The following is a 16419-nucleotide window of genomic DNA, read 5'->3' as shown; positions in this document are numbered from 1 at the left end:
GTTCACTCGAGCTTATTTAGACGGGCAGGTCTTTGGCTGATCGAACAGCGACAGATTGACCAATTTGCCGGTCATTGAGAACTCGCCATAGTCCATGACGAGATCGCGCGTGATGCCGTTCTTGTGCAGCTTGAAGCTGATCCGGTATTCCGGCACCTCCTCGCCGCCTTTGTCGGCATCATCGAAATAGGCGATGTCGACCGGCCAGTATTTGTCGGTGGCGAGCTTGGCCAGCGCCGGCGCTTCCGGATCGGCATTGTCGGCATCGGCTTGCTTGCCGACGACGACGGTGGTGGTCACCACCTTGTTGGCATCCTCAGAGCCGTCGAACAGGTTGGTTTCGTAGAAACGCTCGCCCTTTTCCGCCTTGCCGATCATTTCGACCATTTGCTGGGTCGGGAACTGGGTCGGCGCGAGTTCCAGGCTGTTCTTCTCGGGCTTGTCGATATCGACCTTGAGACCGTTGGCTTCCTTCGTTGCGGTACCCTTGACCTCCTTGTCGAGGTTCTGGTCGACAAAGGATTTGTTCACGAAGGAGAAGGTCTTGCCCTCGGCATCCTCGAAGGTGGTCATCTGCTGGTCGGTCAGCCTGGTGTTGTCGCTGGTTACGATCTGGGTCACCAAACGGAACTTTACTGTATAGCCCTCGCAAGGCGAGCCGTTGAACTCGTAGACCATGCGGCCGGTGATGCCGGTAATACCGGAACGGTCTGAAGCCTTGTCGAGTGAAATGTCGTAAACAGCACGATGCGCCTGCAGCGCAGGCACCGCAAAAGCGGGAGCCGCCCAGGAAGCCGCTGTCAAGAGAACGGCGTTGAATGCGAGGCGCGTTGTGCGCATGGGGTGCTCCGATCATCGCGGCTAATGGCAGGCCGCATGGAAAGATGGTCCAGCTTAAAAAAAGTCGTGGCGGAAGCGAGGCAAAAATAGCAATTTCGGCCCGGCCTGCGCGGCACCTTCAAGCAATAGGGAAATAGCATGAGCGAAACAATCGAAAAGCGGCTAAGCGATCTCGGCGTGACGCTGCCGGCCGCCGCCGCGCCCGCCGCCAATTACGTGCCCTATTGCCGGACCGGCAATCTGCTGTTCACCGCCGGGCAGTTGCCGCTCAAGGAGGGCAAGCTCCAGGCGAGCGGACTGCTTGGCCGCGATGTCGACACCGCGACCGGCAAGGAAGCCGCAAAATACTGTGCGATCAACATATTGGCCCAGGCTCAGGCGGCACTTGGCGATCTCGAGAAAATCCGTCGCTTGGTGAAGATCACCGTCTTCGTCGCCTCGGCACCGGATTTTGTCGAACAGCATCTGGTTGCCAACGGCGCCTCGGATTTTCTCGCCGCCGTGCTCGGCGATCGTGGCAAGCACGCTCGCTCCGCCGTCGGCACCGCCTCCCTGCCGCTTAATGCCGCAGTGGAAATCGAAGCGATCTTCGAAGTCGAATGACCGGGACTGCAACCATGACCGATCTTTCCTGGCTGACCGCCCGGCCCGTCGCCCATCGCGGCCTCCACGACATGAACAAGACGCGCTGGGAGAACACCCTTTCCGCCTTCGCTGCGGCGGCCGAGCGCGGCTACGCGATCGAATGCGATGTGCACCTATCATCCGACGGCGTCCCCGTCATCATCCACGATGGCGATCTGCGGCGGCTGACCGGCGAGGACGGCTTCGTCTGGCAGCGTACGGCTGCCGAGATCACGGCGCTGAAGGTCGGCGGCACCGCCGACCATTTGCCAACGCTGCAGCAGGCGCTTGATCTGGTCGACGGCCGTGTACCGATGGTTGTCGAACTGAAAGGTGCTGCCGGGCACGACGAAGGCCTGGTCGAAAGCGTCGGCAAGATGCTCAAGCATTACAAGGGCAAGACCGCGATCATGTCGTTCGACCATTGGCTGATCCGCGAGTTCCCGAAATATGCACCCGGCATACCCGGCGGGTTGACCGCCTACGGCAACGACAACCACTTGATCGAGGCGCATTTCGCCATGCTGGCGCATGACATCGCCTTCACCTCCTACGCTGCCGGCGACCTGCCGAACCGGTTCGTCTCCTTCGTGCGAGAGAGACTCGGCATGCCGGTGATCACCTGGACCGTGCACGACCAGCCTGCCGTCGACCTGACCTTCAAATATGCCGACCAGATGACGTTCGAAGGATTCGAGCCCGATCTGGTACGGCTCGCCTGAGCGGGCTTGTATGGGTCCGCAGCGAGCTTAAGTAAGCCTCATGGATCAAGGGGACGACCGCGAAAGACAAACGGAGAATGCGGAGCTGTCGATCCGCATCGCCGCGGGCATCGGCGCCTTTACCAGCGCTGAATGGGACAGCCTCGGCGGCACCACACGCGGCGATGCAGAATACGGCTACAACCCGCTTGTTTCATTCGCTTTTTTGAGCGCGCTGGAAGATTCCGGCTGCGCTGTTCGGCGCACCGGCTGGCAGGGCCATCACCTCAGGCTGGAAACCGCGCGAGGCAAGCTGCTCGGGGCGGTCCCCTGCTATCTGAAGTCGCACAGCCAGGGCGAATATGTCTTCGACCATGGCTGGTCGGACGCGTTCGAACGCGCCGGCGGGCGCTACTATCCGAAGCTGCAATGCGCGGTGCCGTTCACACCCGTCACCGGCCCTCGCCTGCTGGTCGGCAGGGGCGAGGACAGCCCCACCGTCAAGGCCGGTCTTGCGGCCGGCCTGAAGGCGGTGACGGATAAGCTCGGCGTGTCTTCCGCGCATGTTACTTTCGCGCCCGAGGACGACGTCCAGATATTGGCGGCGGCCGGCTTCCTTCATCGCACCGACCAGCAGTTTCACTTCTTCAACGAAGGCTTCTCGAGCTACGACGATTTTCTCGCAACGTTAGCCTCGCGCAAGCGCAAGGCAATGAAGAAAGAGCGGCGCGAGGCCCTCGCCGACGGCATCTCGATCGACTGGCTGACCGGCAAGGATCTGACCGAAAAGGCCTGGGACGACTTTTTCGCGTTCTACATGGATACCGGCAGCAGGAAATGGGGCCGGCCCTACCTCAACCGCGATTTCTTCTCGCTGATCGGCGAACGCATGGCCGACGACATCCTGCTGGTCATGGCCAAACGCAACGGGCGCTACATTGCAGGTGCCATCAACTTCATCGGTTCAGACGCGCTCTACGGCCGCAATTGGGGCTGCATCGAGGACCACCCGTTCCTGCATTTCGAGGTCTGCTACCATCAGGCGATCGATTTCGCCATCTCGCGCAAGCTGAAGGTGGTTGAAGCCGGTGCGCAGGGCGAGCACAAGCTGACGCGCGGCTACCGGCCCGTGACGATGCATTCGGCGCACTACATCGCCCATCCAGGTCTGCGCAATGCAGTGGCCGACTACCTCCAGCGCGAGCGGCGCGAAGTCGAGCGGATGAGCGAATATCTGGAAGAGCACACCCCGTTCCGCAAGGACATGGCGGAGTAGAGTAGCGAGACCCACTCGCTCAGCCACGCGGGCCGCATGGCCGATGCCGGCCGATCGTCTTGCCCGCCCGGAATAGCTTCGCTACACGAGACAGCGAGCCAAGAACCGGAGCGCGCGCCATGGCCGAAGCAACCTATGACAGCAGCAACATCTTCGCAAAAATCCTGCGCGGAGAAATCCCTTCGCACCGCATCTACGAGGATGACGCGGTCATCGTCTTCATGGATGTGATGCCGCAAGGACAGGGTCACACGCTGGTGGTGCCGAAAGCGCCGTCGCGCAACCTGCTTGACGCGGATCCGGCGGCGCTTGGCCCGCTCTTCGCTCACGTCCAGAAAGTTGCGCGGGCCGTAAAGAAGGCCTTCGATGCCGATGGCGTCACGGTTATGCAGTTCAACGAACCAGCTTCGGGGCAGACCGTTTTCCACCTCCATGTCCATGTCATTCCGCGCTTCGACGGCATTCCCTTGAAGCCGCACAGCGGACAGATGGAAAAGCCTGAAGTCCTGGCCGAAAACGCCGGCAAGATACGGATGGCGCTGGCAAGCTGAACCGGCGCAACCGCTCTGGCGGACGCCGGGCGGTTAACCGGAAAATGTCATAAAAAAAGCCCCGCTTCCGGGGCTTTTTTGACTTGCGGATTCGTCAGTTCTTACGCGGCAGTTGCGGCACAAGGCTGCGCTTGCCACCGTCCTTGCCTTTCGGCTCCGGCTTCTGCGCCACCGCCTTTTTCGCGGCGGGCTTCTTCGCCACGGCCTTCTTGGCCTTCGGCACGTCGTCCGGCTCTTCCTTCTTCGGCTTCACCGGCGCCTCATCGGCGAGCGATTCGAGCTTCAGGCCGGTCTCGCCGGTTTCCTTCTTCTCGACGGTGACACGCACCGTGCCGCCCTTCTTGAGCTTGCCGAACAGCACCTCGTCGGCCAGCGGCTTCTTGATGTGCTCCTGGATGACACGGCCAAGCGGCCGGGCGCCCATGCGCTCGTCATAGCCCTTGTCGGCCAGCCATGCGATTGCATCCTGCGACAGGTCGAAGGTCACGCCACGCTCGGAAAGCTGTGCTTCCAGCTGCATGACGAACTTCTGCACCACCTGATGGATGACCGGCACCGGCAGCGAGCCGAACGGAATGATCGCATCGAGACGGTTGCGGAACTCCGGCGTGAACAGCCGGTTGATCGCCTCGACATCGTCGCCTTCGCGCTTGGTCGAACCGAAACCGATGGCCGCGCGCTGCGCGTCGGACGCGCCCGCATTGGTGGTCATGATCAGGATGACATTGCGGAAGTCGATCTGCTTGCCGTTGTGGTCGGTCAGCTTGCCGTGATCCATGACCTGCAACAGGATGTTGAACAGATCCGGATGCGCCTTCTCGACTTCGTCCAGCAACAGCACGCAATGCGGATGCTGGTCGACGCCGTCGGTCAGAAGGCCGCCCTGGTCGAAGCCGACATAGCCGGGAGGCGCGCCGATCAGCCGTGAAACGGTGTGGCGTTCCATATATTCCGACATGTCGAAGCGGATCAGCTCCACGCCGAGCGAGGCGGCGAGCTGCTTGGCCACTTCCGTCTTGCCGACACCGGTCGGGCCCGAGAACAGGTACGAGCCGATCGGCTTTTCCGGTTCGCGCAGGCCGGCCCGCGCCAGCTTGATGGCCGAGGTCAGCGCGGTGATCGCGGTGTCCTGGCCGTAAACGACGCGCTTCAACTCGATGTCGAGGCCTTGCAGCACCTTCTCGTCGTCGGCGGAAACTGTCTTCGGCGGGATGCGCGCCATCGTGGCGATCGTCGCTTCGATCTCCTTGATGCCGATGGTCTTCTTGCGCTTGGCTTCCGGCACGAGCATTTGCGAGGCGCCGGTCTCGTCGATCACGTCGATCGCCTTGTCCGGCAGCTTGCGGTCGTTGATGTAACGCGCCGAGAGTTCGACCGAAGCCTTGATCGCCTCGCTCGTGTAGCGGACCTTGTGGAACTCCTCGAAATAGGGCTTGAGGCCCTTCATGATCTCGATGGCGTCCTCGACGGTCGGCTCGTTGACGTCGATCTTCTGGAAGCGCCGCACCAGCGCGCGGTCCTTCTCGAAGAACTGACGGAACTCCTTGTAGGTGGTCGAGCCGATGCAGCGGATCGCGCCGGACGACAGCGCCGGCTTCAACAGGTTCGACGCATCCATGGCGCCGCCAGAGGTGGCCCCTGCCCCGATCACGGTGTGGATCTCATCAATGAACAGCACGGCGCCGGGATAATCCTCGAGCTCCTTGACGACCTGCTTCAGCCGCTCCTCGAAATCGCCGCGATAGCGGGTGCCGGCCAGTAGCGTGCCCATGTCGAGCGCGAAGATGGTGGCATTGTGCAGCACTTCGGGAACGTCGCCCTCGACGATGCGCTTGGCGAGGCCCTCGGCGATTGCCGTCTTGCCGACGCCGGGATCACCGACATAGAGCGGGTTGTTCTTGGAGCGGCGGCACAGCACCTGGATGGTCCGGTTGATCTCGCTCTCGCGACCGATCAATGGATCGATCTTGCCGGCCTTGGCCTTGTTGTTCAGGTTGACGCAATAGGCAGTCAGCGCGTCCTGCTGCTGCTTCTTCTTGCCGCCTTCCTCTTGCGGCTCGGCCCCGCTCTGGCTGCCTTGCTCGTCGTCGGCGCCGCGCGGCGTCCGCGTCTCGGAAGCGCCGGGGCGCTTGGCGATGCCATGCGAGATGTAGTTGACCGCGTCGTAGCGGGTCATCTGCTGTTCCTGCAGGAAGTAAGCGGCGTGGCTCTCGCGCTCAGCGAAGATGGCGACGAGCACGTTGGCGCCGGACACCTCCTCGCGGCCTGACGACTGCACATGGATCACCGCGCGCTGGATGACGCGCTGGAAACCGGCAGTCGGCTTGGAATCTTCATCGTAGCCGGTGACGAGGTTGTCGAGCTCGGTGTCGATATAGGTGAGGACCGTATGCTTCAACTCGTCGAGATCGACGTTGCAGGCACGCATGACGGCCGCCGCCTCGGTGTCGTCGATCAGGGCGAGCAGCAAATGTTCAAGGGTTGCATATTCATGGTGCCGCTCATTGGCGAGCGTCAGCGCTTGGTGAAGCGCCTTTTCCAGGCCTTGGGAGAAAGCCGGCATGTTACCTCACTTCTTCTCCATCACGCATTGCAGCGGATGCTGATTCTGTCGGGCGAAATCCATGACCTGAGCCACTTTGGTCTCGGCCACCTCGAATGTATAGACCCCGCACTCGCCCACCCCATGATTGTGAACATGAAGCATTATGCGTGTGGCGGCTTCGCGGTCCTTCTGGAAAAAGCGCTCCAGCACGTGGACCACGAATTCCATGGGTGTGTAGTCGTCGTTAAGAATGAGGACCCGATACAGACTGGGCTTCTTGGTCTTGGTTTTTGTGCGCGTGATGACGGCCGTGCCGCGACCGGCCTCATTGCCGTTGCTGCCGTTCTGCATTCGCACCACGTAGCTCGTGGCAGTCAAACCTGTAATCACGTAGTCCTGCCTCTTTCGAATCCTCATGCATGCTCGACATGTAGGTGTTCGATGGACGATTTTAAGCCCTTCTGTTTAGCTGACAATATGGCTAGGTGGCCAAACTTGACCGATTTTTCAAATCGTGAAGACCGCAGGCCCCCGATTTCGAGCTGGCATGAAAAAACCCGGCCGCGCGTTCGCGACCGGGTCTGTCTTTGCAAGCCCAGGGGCCGGCTCGGAATGTTCGTCGAATTTACTTCGCCTTGGCGACGATCGATTCGAACGGCTTGTAGGCTTCCTTGGCGAGTTCGGCATAGAGATCGCCAAGCTTGGTGGCTTCGGTGACGAAGCTCTCATAGGACTGCTTGGCATAGTCGGACTGGATCTCGATCGCCTTGTCCAGCGACTTGGCGGAAAAGAGCTTCTCAACAGCGGCGCTACCGGCTTCGAAGCTTTTCTTGGTGTACTCGCCCGCCTCGGCGGCGATAGCCTGCGCACCCTTGGACAGCGAGGCGAAGCTCTTCAATCCGGTGTCCGCAAATTCCTTGCCGTATTTGCTGAAATCTTCATAGGTCTGGGTCATTTCACGCATTCCCTTGAACGGTTGCCTTGAACGATAGACGCGGCTTGTCCGGGCCGCGTTGTGCAATGCGTGTAAATATATTGTGCAGTGCACAAAAGTCAAGATTCCCGCGGCAATGCGGATCGTGAGCTGCCGGCAATCGCTAAGATTCGAATAAAGAGAAGCTCAATCCCACAGAAAATGGTGAACGCGGCGGTTACCATAAACGGATTGGTAACGCTGCCCGCGTTAGCGTGGCCGGAGGTGAGGCAGGACCCTTTGCCGCCTCCAAGGCAACGGAAATTCAAAGGAACTATCAGTGCGTAAGGCGTTGTCGGGCTTCGTTTCTAAATCCGCGTCCCCCTTCAAAACGATCATGATCCTCGCCATGGCGATGAGCTTCGTCGTCGCGGACGCGGCTTCATCCATGGCGGCCAAGTCGGCGGCCATCGTCATCGATGCCAAGACCGGCAAGGTGCTTTATTCGTCGGATGCCGATGGCCGGCGCTATCCGGCTTCGCTTACCAAGATGATGACGCTCTATCTGACGTTCGAGGCGTTGGCGAAGGGCAGGATCAGCAAGAATTCCCCGGTCGTGTTCTCGGCCAATGCCGCTGCCGAACCGCCGACGAAGCTCGGCGTCAAGCGGGGCGGCTCGGTCACGGTCGAGACCGCGATCCTGTCGATGGTGACCAAATCGGCAAACGATTCCGCAACGGCGCTTGGCGAGATGCTTGGCGGCAATGAAGCCAATTTCGCCCGCATGATGACCGCCAAGGCGCGGGCGCTGGGCATGAGGGGAACCGTTTTCCGCAACGCCAACGGCTTGCCTGATCCCGGCCAGTTCACGACCGCGCGCGACATGGCGATGCTCGGCATCGCCCTGAGAGAGCATTTCCCGCAATATTACGGCTATTTCTCGCAGCGCTCCTTTCTTTACGGGCGGCAGCGCATCAACGGCCACAATCGTCTGCTCGGACGCATCAAGGGCGTCGACGGCATCAAGACCGGTTACACCCGCGCCTCCGGTTACAATCTGGTCTCCTCGGTCTCGGATGGCGATCGGCGCATCGTAGCGGTGGTCATGGGCGGCAGGTCCGGCGGCAGCCGCGACAGCCAGATGGCCGGGTTGATCAATGCCTACATGCCGCAGGCGTCGTCGCGCGGCGGCGGCGTGCTGATTGCCAAGGCCGGCGGCGGCAATCCGATTTCAGCCTTGGCCAAGGTGCTTCTACCGAAGCATGACGCGCCGACACCGGACAGTAAGCCGGACGACGATGCCGTTGCCTCTCTTGTCGAGGAAAATGCGCCCGTCGTTGAAGAGACCGCTCCGGTCGTTCAGGCCAAGAGGGTCAAGACGACGGCTGTGTCGACGGTGGACGACGTGGCGACAGCCCGGGTCGCCGCAGCCTATGCCGAACCGGCGGCAGAGGTCGATCCGGTCAGCACGGCGTCGGTGCCATCCGGCTGGGCAATACAGGTCGCCTCTTCGCCAAAACAGGCCGAAGCGAAGGCTTTCCTCGACAAGGCGACGAAGCAGGCGCCCTCCGTTCTGACCGATGCCTCCGGTTTCACCGTCGCCTTCGACAAGGACGGTGTCACCTATTACCGCGCCCGGTTCGGTGGTTTCGGTTCGAAGACGGCTGCCTGGAAAGCCTGCAACGCTTTGAAAAAGAAGAAGATCGAGTGCTACGCCGTCCCTCAGTAAGCGGCGCGCGAAACGATATCTTTCCCGAAGTTCTGCGTCGAAGGAGACTAGTTGTGATTGGAGAGCAAGACGTCCTTGGCTTCATTGATCCGCGCCGCCAGGAAAGACGTGCCACCGATATCGGGGTGCAGGCGCTGCATCAGGCGGCGGTGCGCCTTGCGGACATCCGCCGCGGCAGCCCCCGCTTCAAGACCAAGGATCTTGTAGGCCTCCTCCTTAGTCATGGCGCCAGAACCTGGCGCAACACCCAGCCCTTCGCCACCATTCGCATCAGCGTCTTTGCGCCAGATGGGAAATCTGCCGTCAAGATACGTCTCTAGCAATTGACGGCTCTCCGGATCGCCGGAGAGTTCGCGATAGAGTTGCTGCAATTCGGCAAGCCCCATCGAGCCAAGCATCTTGCCTTCATGGCGCCCGGCCAGCACAAGGCCTTCGAGGCCGCCGGTATCGTGATCGAGTTCCATCTCAAGCGCCGCCGTACGAACTGTCGAACGCTTGCCTGCCGCCAGTTTGGCTGCCGGCCGATTCATGCGCATGGAGCCGTACCAGGCGAGCGCAGCCGACAGGATCAAGCCGCCGATGCCCTCGCGCCCGACCAGCAGCACGGCGACGCCGACCAGCCCGAGCAGCACAGGTCCAAGCGTCCTCATGCCGCCTGCAAGCTTCGCCGGATCGGCGCGCAGGAAGATGGTGAGCATGCCGAGAAACACCAGAAGCAATGCTACGAAAGCGATAATCGCGCCCATCAGTTTCCGCCGCCCCGCATATGCTCGATCATCACCCGGTCCTCCGGCCTGCCCCGGGCCTCCAGTGCCTTCAGCCCGCCGGTCGCAAACACGGCGACGGACGAAAGCAGGCCGGCCAACGTCGCGGCAGCCCGCCGATCGAACCGGAACCAGGCCCCTTTCGACAGCCGCGCAATTTCCTTGAACGCCTTTTCCGCAGCGGCATCATGGCCCTCCTGAAAGACGAAGACAGGAACGCCGTGCAGACCGAGGCTGCCGGCCTTTTCGGCCAGATCATCTATGTTTTCTTCCATCGCGTCGCCGATATAGACCAGCGCGTTGACCTTGGCCGCCGCCGTCTGTTTCAGCGCATGGGCGAGCACCTTGCCGATCTGGGTATGGCCGCTGCGGCAGTCGATGCGCGTCATCAGCTGTTTCAGAGCTTCGGTATCGGTGACGAATGCGGACGAGCGGCACTCGCCAAGGCCGCGAAAATAGACAAGTTGAACCTTGAGCGCCCCGGCCTTGCCGACGGCGTCGAACATCTCGGCCTGCAGCGCACAGGCGAGATCCCAGGTCGGCTGGCGGCTCATCGTCGCGTCGAGGGACAGGATCAGCCTGCCTGAACCGGTGGCGGATGCAGCGAGCGTCCTTGCCTGACGGAGAAACGCGTCGATCTCGCCGGTGCTCGATTGTGACTCGACCGGCGCAGGATTGGCCCTTGCAGGCACGGGCTGCTTCTTGTCGCTCATGACATTCAAGATGTGGCGTTGTTCCCCGGCTTGCAAGCCCAGATGAGGCGACCTGGAGGACCTGTGATGATGGCACCTGCGGACAGCGCTTCGGCTGGTGGTCTTGGCGTTGCGTTTCTCGGCGTCAGAGCAGGCCGAGATCGGCAAGCTCACGCCTGAGCTTCGGCGGCATCTCGATCAGCCCGGCTTTGCCCTTGCCGAGATCGGCCGGCGCGTCCGCCGGCTTCAGGTAGCGCCACCCCTGGAATGCACGGCGCGGTTGCCAGTCAGTGCGCACGACCTCGGGATCGAGGATCAGATGGCAACGGCCGATGCCCTCGTCATCGGTGAAGGGCCGGATTTCGGTGATCAGCTGGCGGCATTGGACATTGCCCTTGATCACCCAGTAGAGCGAGCCGCCGCCGGTAATCTCGGCGCTACGCGTCGGCACCATGCGGGTGGTGTGGTAGTGCTCGGCCGGTTCGCCGGCGCGGCGCCGCTCGTCGAGACGGAAGGCAATCCACTCTTCCAGATCCTCGACGCTGTCACAGCCGACGCAAAGCTTTATGAGATTGAGAGACATCGTTTAAGGTTTAGTCCAGCACGCGAACGCGTCAACGGCCTGATCGACTTCTCCACAGTGGTGGTCCAGGCCGCCAGATTGGCGCTCAGCACTCCACGACATTGACTGCCAATCCGCCAAGGCTGGTTTCCTTGTACTTTTCGTTCATGTCGAGGCCGGTCTGGCGCATCGTCTCGATCGCGGCATCGAGCGGCACGAAATGAACGCCGTCGCCCTTGATGGCCAGCGAAGCGGCGGTCACCGCCTTGACGGCACCAAGCGCGTTGCGCTCGATACACGGCACCTGCACCAGCCCGCCGACCGGATCGCAGGTCATGCCGAGATGATGTTCCAGCGCGATCTCGGCAGCATTCTCGACCTGCTCGGGCGTGCCGCCCATGACGGCGCACAATCCCGCCGCAGCCATTGCCGAAGCCGAACCGACCTCGCCTTGGCAGCCGACTTCCGCCCCCGAGATCGAAGCATTGGTTTTGATGATGCCGCCGACGGCCGCCGCCGTCAGCAGGAAATCGCGGATGCTGGGCTGGTCGGCTTCGGGATGGAAATGCAACCAGTAGCGCAGCACTGCGGGCAGAGTGCCGGCCGCCCCATTGGTTGGCGCGGTGACGACACGGCCGCCGGCAGCGTTCTCCTCATTGACCGCCATCGCATAGATCGACAGCCAGTCGTTGGCGAGCAGCGGGTTGGGCCGGTTCTGCTGCCATTGCTCCTGCAGCTTGTCGTGCAGCATCCGGGCACGGCGGCGCACCTTGAGTCCGCCCGGCATGATGCCGTCTTGCGACAGGCCGCGCTCGATGCACCCCTTCATGGCGCTCCAGATGCCATCGAGGCCGGCGTCGAGCTCCCCGCGCGACATCTGCGTCTCCTCGTTGACGCGCTTCATCTCGGCAATGGAAAGCCCGCTTTTCGCTGCCATGGACAGCATTTCGACGGCGTTCTTGAACGGATACGGAACCTTCTTGCCTTCGGTTGTCGCCGAGCCCCTTGCTTTCATCCGCTGCAGTTCTTCCTCGGACACTACGAAGCCGCCGCCGATCGAATAATAGACGCGCCTCAGCAGCAACCGGTCGCCGGCATCATGGGCAGAGAAGGCCATGCCGTTAGCGTGACCCGGCAGCGGCGTCTTGCGATCCAGCACCAGATCCGTTGCCGGGTCGAAACGGTAGGACGGATGGCCGGGCGGCGAAATCCGCTTCTCGGCGGCGATGCGTGCGACGATGCCGTCTGCTAGGTCGGGATCCACCGTCTGCGGCGTCTGGCCGGCGAGGCCGAGCACCACGGCACGATCGGAGCCATGGCCGATGCCGGTATAGGCGAGCGAGCCATGCAGGCTGGCCGCGATCCGGTCGACCTTGGCGCCGGCCGGGCGCGGCCAGTCGTCTCCCGCAATCTCGTCGAGAAACCGCCGCGCGGCCGTCATCGGCCCCATCGTGTGCGAACTCGATGGGCCGATGCCGATCTTGAACAAGTCGAAAACCGAAAGGAACACGTGGGCGTTTTCTCCTGGGACCCTGTTGAGGTCTACATATAGGAATTCCCATGATGTTTTCCGCTGTTTTAAGGACCGCGGCGCTGCACCTGCCGACCTTGTTTGCTCCGGCAGCGACATTCCAGCTTCGGCCATCGAAGCGTTACCGCCGCCTGTGGTAAAAGCAACGCATGAGCGATTCCTTTCACCTATCGACGGCCGACCTTGCGGCGCTGGGGTTCTTCCTTACCGCGTGGGTGCTGCATACGCTCGCCGCCGACGGAATGCTGGTCAGCCGCATGTCGCTGACGAGGGCTATGAACGCGCAGCGCGAGGCCTGGATGCGGACCATGGCCGAACGCGAGATCCGCATCGTCGACACCGCTATCATGAGCGGGCTGCAACAGGGGACCGCCTTCTTTGCCTCCAGTTCGCTGATTGCGATCGGCGGCTGTTTTGCCCTGCTCGGCGCCTCCGATCAGGTTCTGACCGTGCTGAGCGACCTGCCGTTTGGCGCCACGTCCTCACGCGCGGCCTTCCAGACGAAGGTGTTCGGGCTGGTGCTGATCCTGGCCTTTTCCTTCTTCAAGTTCGGCTGGGCTTACCGGCTGTTCAACTATTGCTCGATCCTGATCGGCGCCGTGCCGATTCCACATGGCGAGGCGTCGCGCAATCCGGTCACCGAAACGGCGGTGTGGCGCGCCGCGCGCATGAACATGCTGGCCGGAAAGCATTTCAATTCGGGCCTGCGCGGCGTGTTCTTCTCGATCGGCTATCTCGGTTGGTTCGTCGATCCCACCGTCTTCGTGCTATCGACGCTGCTGCTTCTGGCGGTACTGGTGCGCCGCCAGTTTTTCTCGGCGGCGCGGCAGGCGGTGCTCGGTCAGCCGCCCGGTCCGGGGAAAGGCCGATCGATGCGGCCCGACAGCCAATAGGCGGTGAGCCCTATCCATTCGCGGATCGCAACGGTGGTGACCTCCAGCCAGTCGCCGGGATAAGGCAAGGTGCCGATGCTTTCCTTGCCGGAAGTGCGATAGTCGACCGGCCACGGAACGGTCGAAAAACCGGCTTTGTCGAACAGCGCCTTGGCGCGTGGCATGTGGAAGGCCGAGGTCACCAGCAGCCAGGTCTCGCCCGGTTTCGGCGTCACCAGTTCCCTGGTAAAGACAGCGTTCTCGTAGGTGTTGCGGGATTTGTTCTCGAGGATCAGCCGATCGGCCGCCACGCCGAAAGCGGCAAAAAGACGCGGCGCGGTATCTGCATCGCCTTCGCCGCCGCGGAACGTTTCGATGCTGCCACCGGAGATAACGACTTTCGCTGTCGGGAACCGCCGCGCCAGCACGGCCGCCTCGACCATCCGGTCGCCGCTGGAGTTCATTTCATAGCCGCCACGCACCAGATTGACGGCGCCATCCAGACTGCCGCCAAGCACTATGATACCGTCAACCTTTTCCGGCAGCGGCGGCCTGGGGAAGCGTTCCTCCAGCCGATTGAGCATCATGGGGCCGAGCGGGCTCCATATCGAAACCGCCAGAATGAGGAAGGCAAGAGCGCTGCCGGCGGTCGCCAACCGTCGCCGCCCGAACATCGCCGCGATCAGCCCCGCCAGCAGCAGGAAGATCGCGAGATTCAACGGCTCGACGAAGAACCCGAGAACCTTGGAGACATAGAAGAACATCCCTCACCCCCTCAAGATGAGAAACGATCCTACCACCATTTTTCCGGCTGAAATGTGCCCGCCGCCTGTTCGATGACATGGGCGGTCTGGAACAGCGTTTCCTCGTCGAAGGGCCGGCCGATCAGCTGCAGGCCGAGCGGCAGCCCCTTGGCGTCGAGCCCGGCCGGAACCGCTATGCCGGGCAGGCCGGCCATGTTCACCGTCACCGTAAAAATGTCGTTGAGATACATCTTGACCGGGTCGGCGGCCATGTCCTCGTCGGCGATGCCGAAGGCGGCGGAAGGCGTTGCCGGCGTCAGGATGACGTCGACGCCTGCGGCAAACACATTTTCGAAGTCACGCTTGATCAGGGTTCGAACCTTCTGCGCCTGTAGATAGTAGGCATCGTAGTAGCCGGCGGAAAGCACATAGGTGCCGATCATGATACGGCGCTTGACCTCCCGCCCGAAGCCGGCGGCGCGGGTCTTTTCATACATATCGACAATGTCCTTGCCGGGCACGCGCAAGCCATAGCGGACGCCGTCGTAACGGGCGAGGTTGGACGAGGCTTCGGCCGGCGCCACGATGTAATAGGCCGGCAGCGCATATTTGGTGTGCGGCAGTGAGATATCGACGATCTCGGCACCAGCATCCCGCAGCCAGGCAATGCCTTTCTGCCACAGCGCCTCGATCTCCGCGGGCATGTCGTCGACGCGATATTCCTTGGGAATGCCGACCTTCATGCCCCTGATCGGGCGGCCGATCGCCGCCTCGTAGTCCGGCACCGGCAGGTCGACGGACGTCGTGTCCTTCGCGTCGACCGAAGCCATCGACTTCAACAGGATCGCGGCGTCGCGTACGTCGCGCGCGATCGGCCCGGCCTGGTCGAGCGATGAGGCGAAGGCAACGATGCCCCAGCGCGAACAGCGGCCATAGGTCGGCTTGATGCCGACTGTGCCAGTGAAGGCGGCGGGCTGGCGGATCGAGCCGCCGGTGTCGGTGGCGGTGGCGCCGGCGCACAGGAAGGCCGAGACCGCTGATGCGGAGCCTCCGGACGAACCGCCCGGCACCAGTTGGGCATTGTCCAACGTGCGCGCGGTCCTGGTGCCGCCGGCCGAAACGAAGCCACCCTCGCCCTGATGCGTCGTCGGCATTACCACCGTGTCGAGGCGCGAACGCCGCCACGGGTTGATGACTGGCCCGTAATACGAGGTCTCGTTGGACGAACCCATGGCGAACTCGTCCATGTTGAGCTTGCCGAGCATGACGGCGCCATCCGCCCACAGATTGGCGGTGACCGTCGATTCGTAGCGCGGCTTGAAGCCGTCCAGCACATGGCTGCAGGCCTGGGTGTGGACACCTTCGGTGCCGAACAAATCCTTGATGCCGAGCGGGATACCCTCGAGCGACCCGCCCTCGCCCTTGGCCAGTTTCGCGTCGGAGGCCTTGGCCATGTGGCGCGCCTTGTCGTCGGTGACCACGACGTAGGCATTGAGCGCCGGATTGGCTCGCTCGACCGCCGATAGATAAACCTCGGTGATTTCGGTGGCGGTGATCTCCCTGGAGCGTAATTTGGCGCGGGCCTGCGAAATCGTCAGCTGGGTAAGGTCGCTCATCAGGCAAGGCTCTTTTCGTAAAACACCGACCACTCGGAATCGGGATAATCCAGTACCGGGCCGCAACGCGAAAAACCGGCGCGTTCGTAGACGGTCCAGGCGGCGGGATGACGGTCGCCCGTCTCCAGCACCAGACGCTTAAGCCCTTCTCGGCGCGCCAGCGCCTCGATACGCTCGACAATCTTCGCGCCGATCTTGCGGCCGCGATGCGAAGGTCGCGTATACATGCGCTTGACCTCGCCGACGACAGCATCGTGGCGCTTCAGTGCGCCGCAACCGATGGCAAGGCCGTTATCGCGGGCGATGAAGACGGTCGTGTCGCGGTCCGCCATTTGCTCGACCGTCAAATGGTAGCAATGCTCCGGCGGCGTCAGCTCCAGCAATGTGGCGTTGAGCTCCTCGACCAGCCCGCGCACATCGTCCTGCAGCGGCGTCTCCGTGGCGATCTCGATTGCCATCG

General features: G+C 62.3%; 17 protein-coding genes. 6 read left to right on the top strand and 11 right to left on the bottom strand.

Annotated features, from left to right (window positions below):
• Positions 1-12: 12 nt before the first annotated feature.
• Positions 13-840 (bottom strand): cell envelope integrity EipB family protein, encoded by an 828-nt coding sequence (locus NKK47_RS02910; protein ID WP_352455745.1) that lies wholly within the window; start codon positions 838-840, stop codon positions 13-15.
• 138 nt (positions 841-978) lie between these two features.
• Between NKK47_RS02910 and NKK47_RS02905 the strand changes: the two genes are divergently transcribed.
• The 4 genes from NKK47_RS02905 (at position 979) to NKK47_RS02890 (ending at position 3992) form a co-directional block, all read left to right on the top strand.
• Positions 979-1443 carry a RidA family protein gene (locus tag NKK47_RS02905; protein WP_352448812.1) on the top strand — a complete coding sequence of 155 codons (465 nt, stop codon included), beginning with the start codon at positions 979-981 and terminating at the stop codon, positions 1441-1443.
• Positions 1444-1457: 14 nt separating this feature from the next.
• Positions 1458-2186: a glycerophosphodiester phosphodiesterase gene (locus NKK47_RS02900; protein WP_023674925.1), complete on the top strand. Its 729-nt coding sequence runs from the start codon at positions 1458-1460 to the stop codon at positions 2184-2186.
• 40 nt (positions 2187-2226) lie between these two features.
• Positions 2227-3441, top strand: a complete 1215-nt coding sequence (locus tag NKK47_RS02895; RefSeq protein ID WP_352455744.1) for a GNAT family N-acetyltransferase — start codon at positions 2227-2229, stop codon at positions 3439-3441.
• Between the two features lie 119 nt (positions 3442-3560).
• Entirely contained in the window at positions 3561-3992 is a 432-nt protein-coding gene (locus NKK47_RS02890; protein WP_352575014.1) for an HIT family protein, read from the top strand.
• Positions 3993-4086: 94 nt separating this feature from the next.
• On the opposite strand, the gene clpA is transcribed toward NKK47_RS02890, so the two are convergent.
• The 3 genes from clpA to NKK47_RS02875 form a co-directional block, all read right to left on the bottom strand.
• Positions 4087-6555: an ATP-dependent Clp protease ATP-binding subunit ClpA gene (gene clpA / locus NKK47_RS02885; protein WP_023674922.1), complete on the bottom strand. Its 2469-nt coding sequence runs from the start codon at positions 6553-6555 to the stop codon at positions 4087-4089.
• A 6-nt stretch (positions 6556-6561) separates the two neighbouring features.
• On the bottom strand, positions 6562-6888 hold the full coding sequence (clpS, locus tag NKK47_RS02880) for an ATP-dependent Clp protease adapter ClpS (protein ID WP_023674921.1): 327 nt from the start codon (positions 6886-6888) through the stop codon (positions 6562-6564).
• 274 nt (positions 6889-7162) lie between these two features.
• A complete protein-coding gene (locus NKK47_RS02875; protein WP_023674920.1) occupies positions 7163-7492 on the bottom strand; it encodes a phasin family protein in 330 nt (109 codons plus the stop codon).
• Positions 7493-7790: 298 nt separating this feature from the next.
• Between NKK47_RS02875 and NKK47_RS02870 the strand changes: the two genes are divergently transcribed.
• Entirely contained in the window at positions 7791-9179 is a 1389-nt protein-coding gene (locus NKK47_RS02870; protein ID WP_352455741.1) for an SPOR domain-containing protein, read from the top strand.
• Positions 9180-9226: 47 nt separating this feature from the next.
• Here the strand turns inward: NKK47_RS02870 and NKK47_RS02865 are convergent, their stop codons facing one another.
• The 4 genes from NKK47_RS02865 to NKK47_RS02850 all read right to left on the bottom strand — a co-directional run bounded on the left by NKK47_RS02865 (position 9227) and on the right by NKK47_RS02850 (position 12707).
• Positions 9227-9925 (bottom strand): DnaJ domain-containing protein, encoded by a 699-nt coding sequence (locus NKK47_RS02865; protein WP_352448805.1) that lies wholly within the window; start codon positions 9923-9925, stop codon positions 9227-9229.
• Complete coding sequence (locus NKK47_RS02860) at positions 9925-10656, bottom strand: vWA domain-containing protein (RefSeq protein WP_352575012.1); 732 nt, start codon at positions 10654-10656, stop codon at positions 9925-9927. The genes NKK47_RS02865 and NKK47_RS02860 overlap by 1 nt, the downstream gene beginning before the upstream one ends.
• Before the next feature lie 124 nt (positions 10657-10780).
• Positions 10781-11218 (bottom strand): DUF1489 family protein, encoded by a 438-nt coding sequence (locus NKK47_RS02855; RefSeq protein ID WP_352455740.1) that lies wholly within the window; start codon positions 11216-11218, stop codon positions 10781-10783.
• An 85-nt stretch (positions 11219-11303) separates the two neighbouring features.
• Positions 11304-12707 (bottom strand): L-serine ammonia-lyase, encoded by a 1404-nt coding sequence (locus NKK47_RS02850; protein ID WP_352448802.1) that lies wholly within the window; start codon positions 12705-12707, stop codon positions 11304-11306.
• A gap of 170 nt (positions 12708-12877) precedes the next feature.
• On the opposite strand from NKK47_RS02850, the gene NKK47_RS02845 reads away from it, so the two are divergent.
• Complete coding sequence (locus NKK47_RS02845) at positions 12878-13621, top strand: DUF599 domain-containing protein (protein ID WP_023674914.1); 744 nt, start codon at positions 12878-12880, stop codon at positions 13619-13621.
• Here the strand turns inward: NKK47_RS02845 and NKK47_RS02840 are convergent.
• Genes NKK47_RS02840 through NKK47_RS02830 form a run of 3 tightly spaced genes read right to left on the bottom strand, consistent with a single transcriptional unit; the run spans position 13570 to position 16417 of the window.
• Entirely contained in the window at positions 13570-14364 is a 795-nt protein-coding gene (locus NKK47_RS02840) for a YdcF family protein (RefSeq protein WP_352455738.1), read from the bottom strand. The genes NKK47_RS02845 and NKK47_RS02840 overlap by 52 nt on opposite strands.
• Before the next feature lie 29 nt (positions 14365-14393).
• Positions 14394-15959, bottom strand: coding sequence for an amidase family protein (locus NKK47_RS02835; protein ID WP_352455737.1), 1566 nt, complete (start codon positions 15957-15959; stop codon positions 14394-14396).
• Positions 15959-16417, bottom strand: a complete 459-nt coding sequence (locus tag NKK47_RS02830; RefSeq protein WP_352455736.1) for a GNAT family N-acetyltransferase — start codon at positions 16415-16417, stop codon at positions 15959-15961. Before NKK47_RS02830 ends, NKK47_RS02835 begins: the two co-directional genes overlap by 1 nt.
• Positions 16418-16419: the final 2 nt, after the last annotated feature.

The organism is Mesorhizobium sp. M0019 (assembly GCF_040323975.1).
Lineage (GTDB): Bacteria > Pseudomonadota > Alphaproteobacteria > Rhizobiales > Rhizobiaceae > Mesorhizobium.
This window is presented reverse-complemented; position numbering and strand designations above follow the sequence as displayed.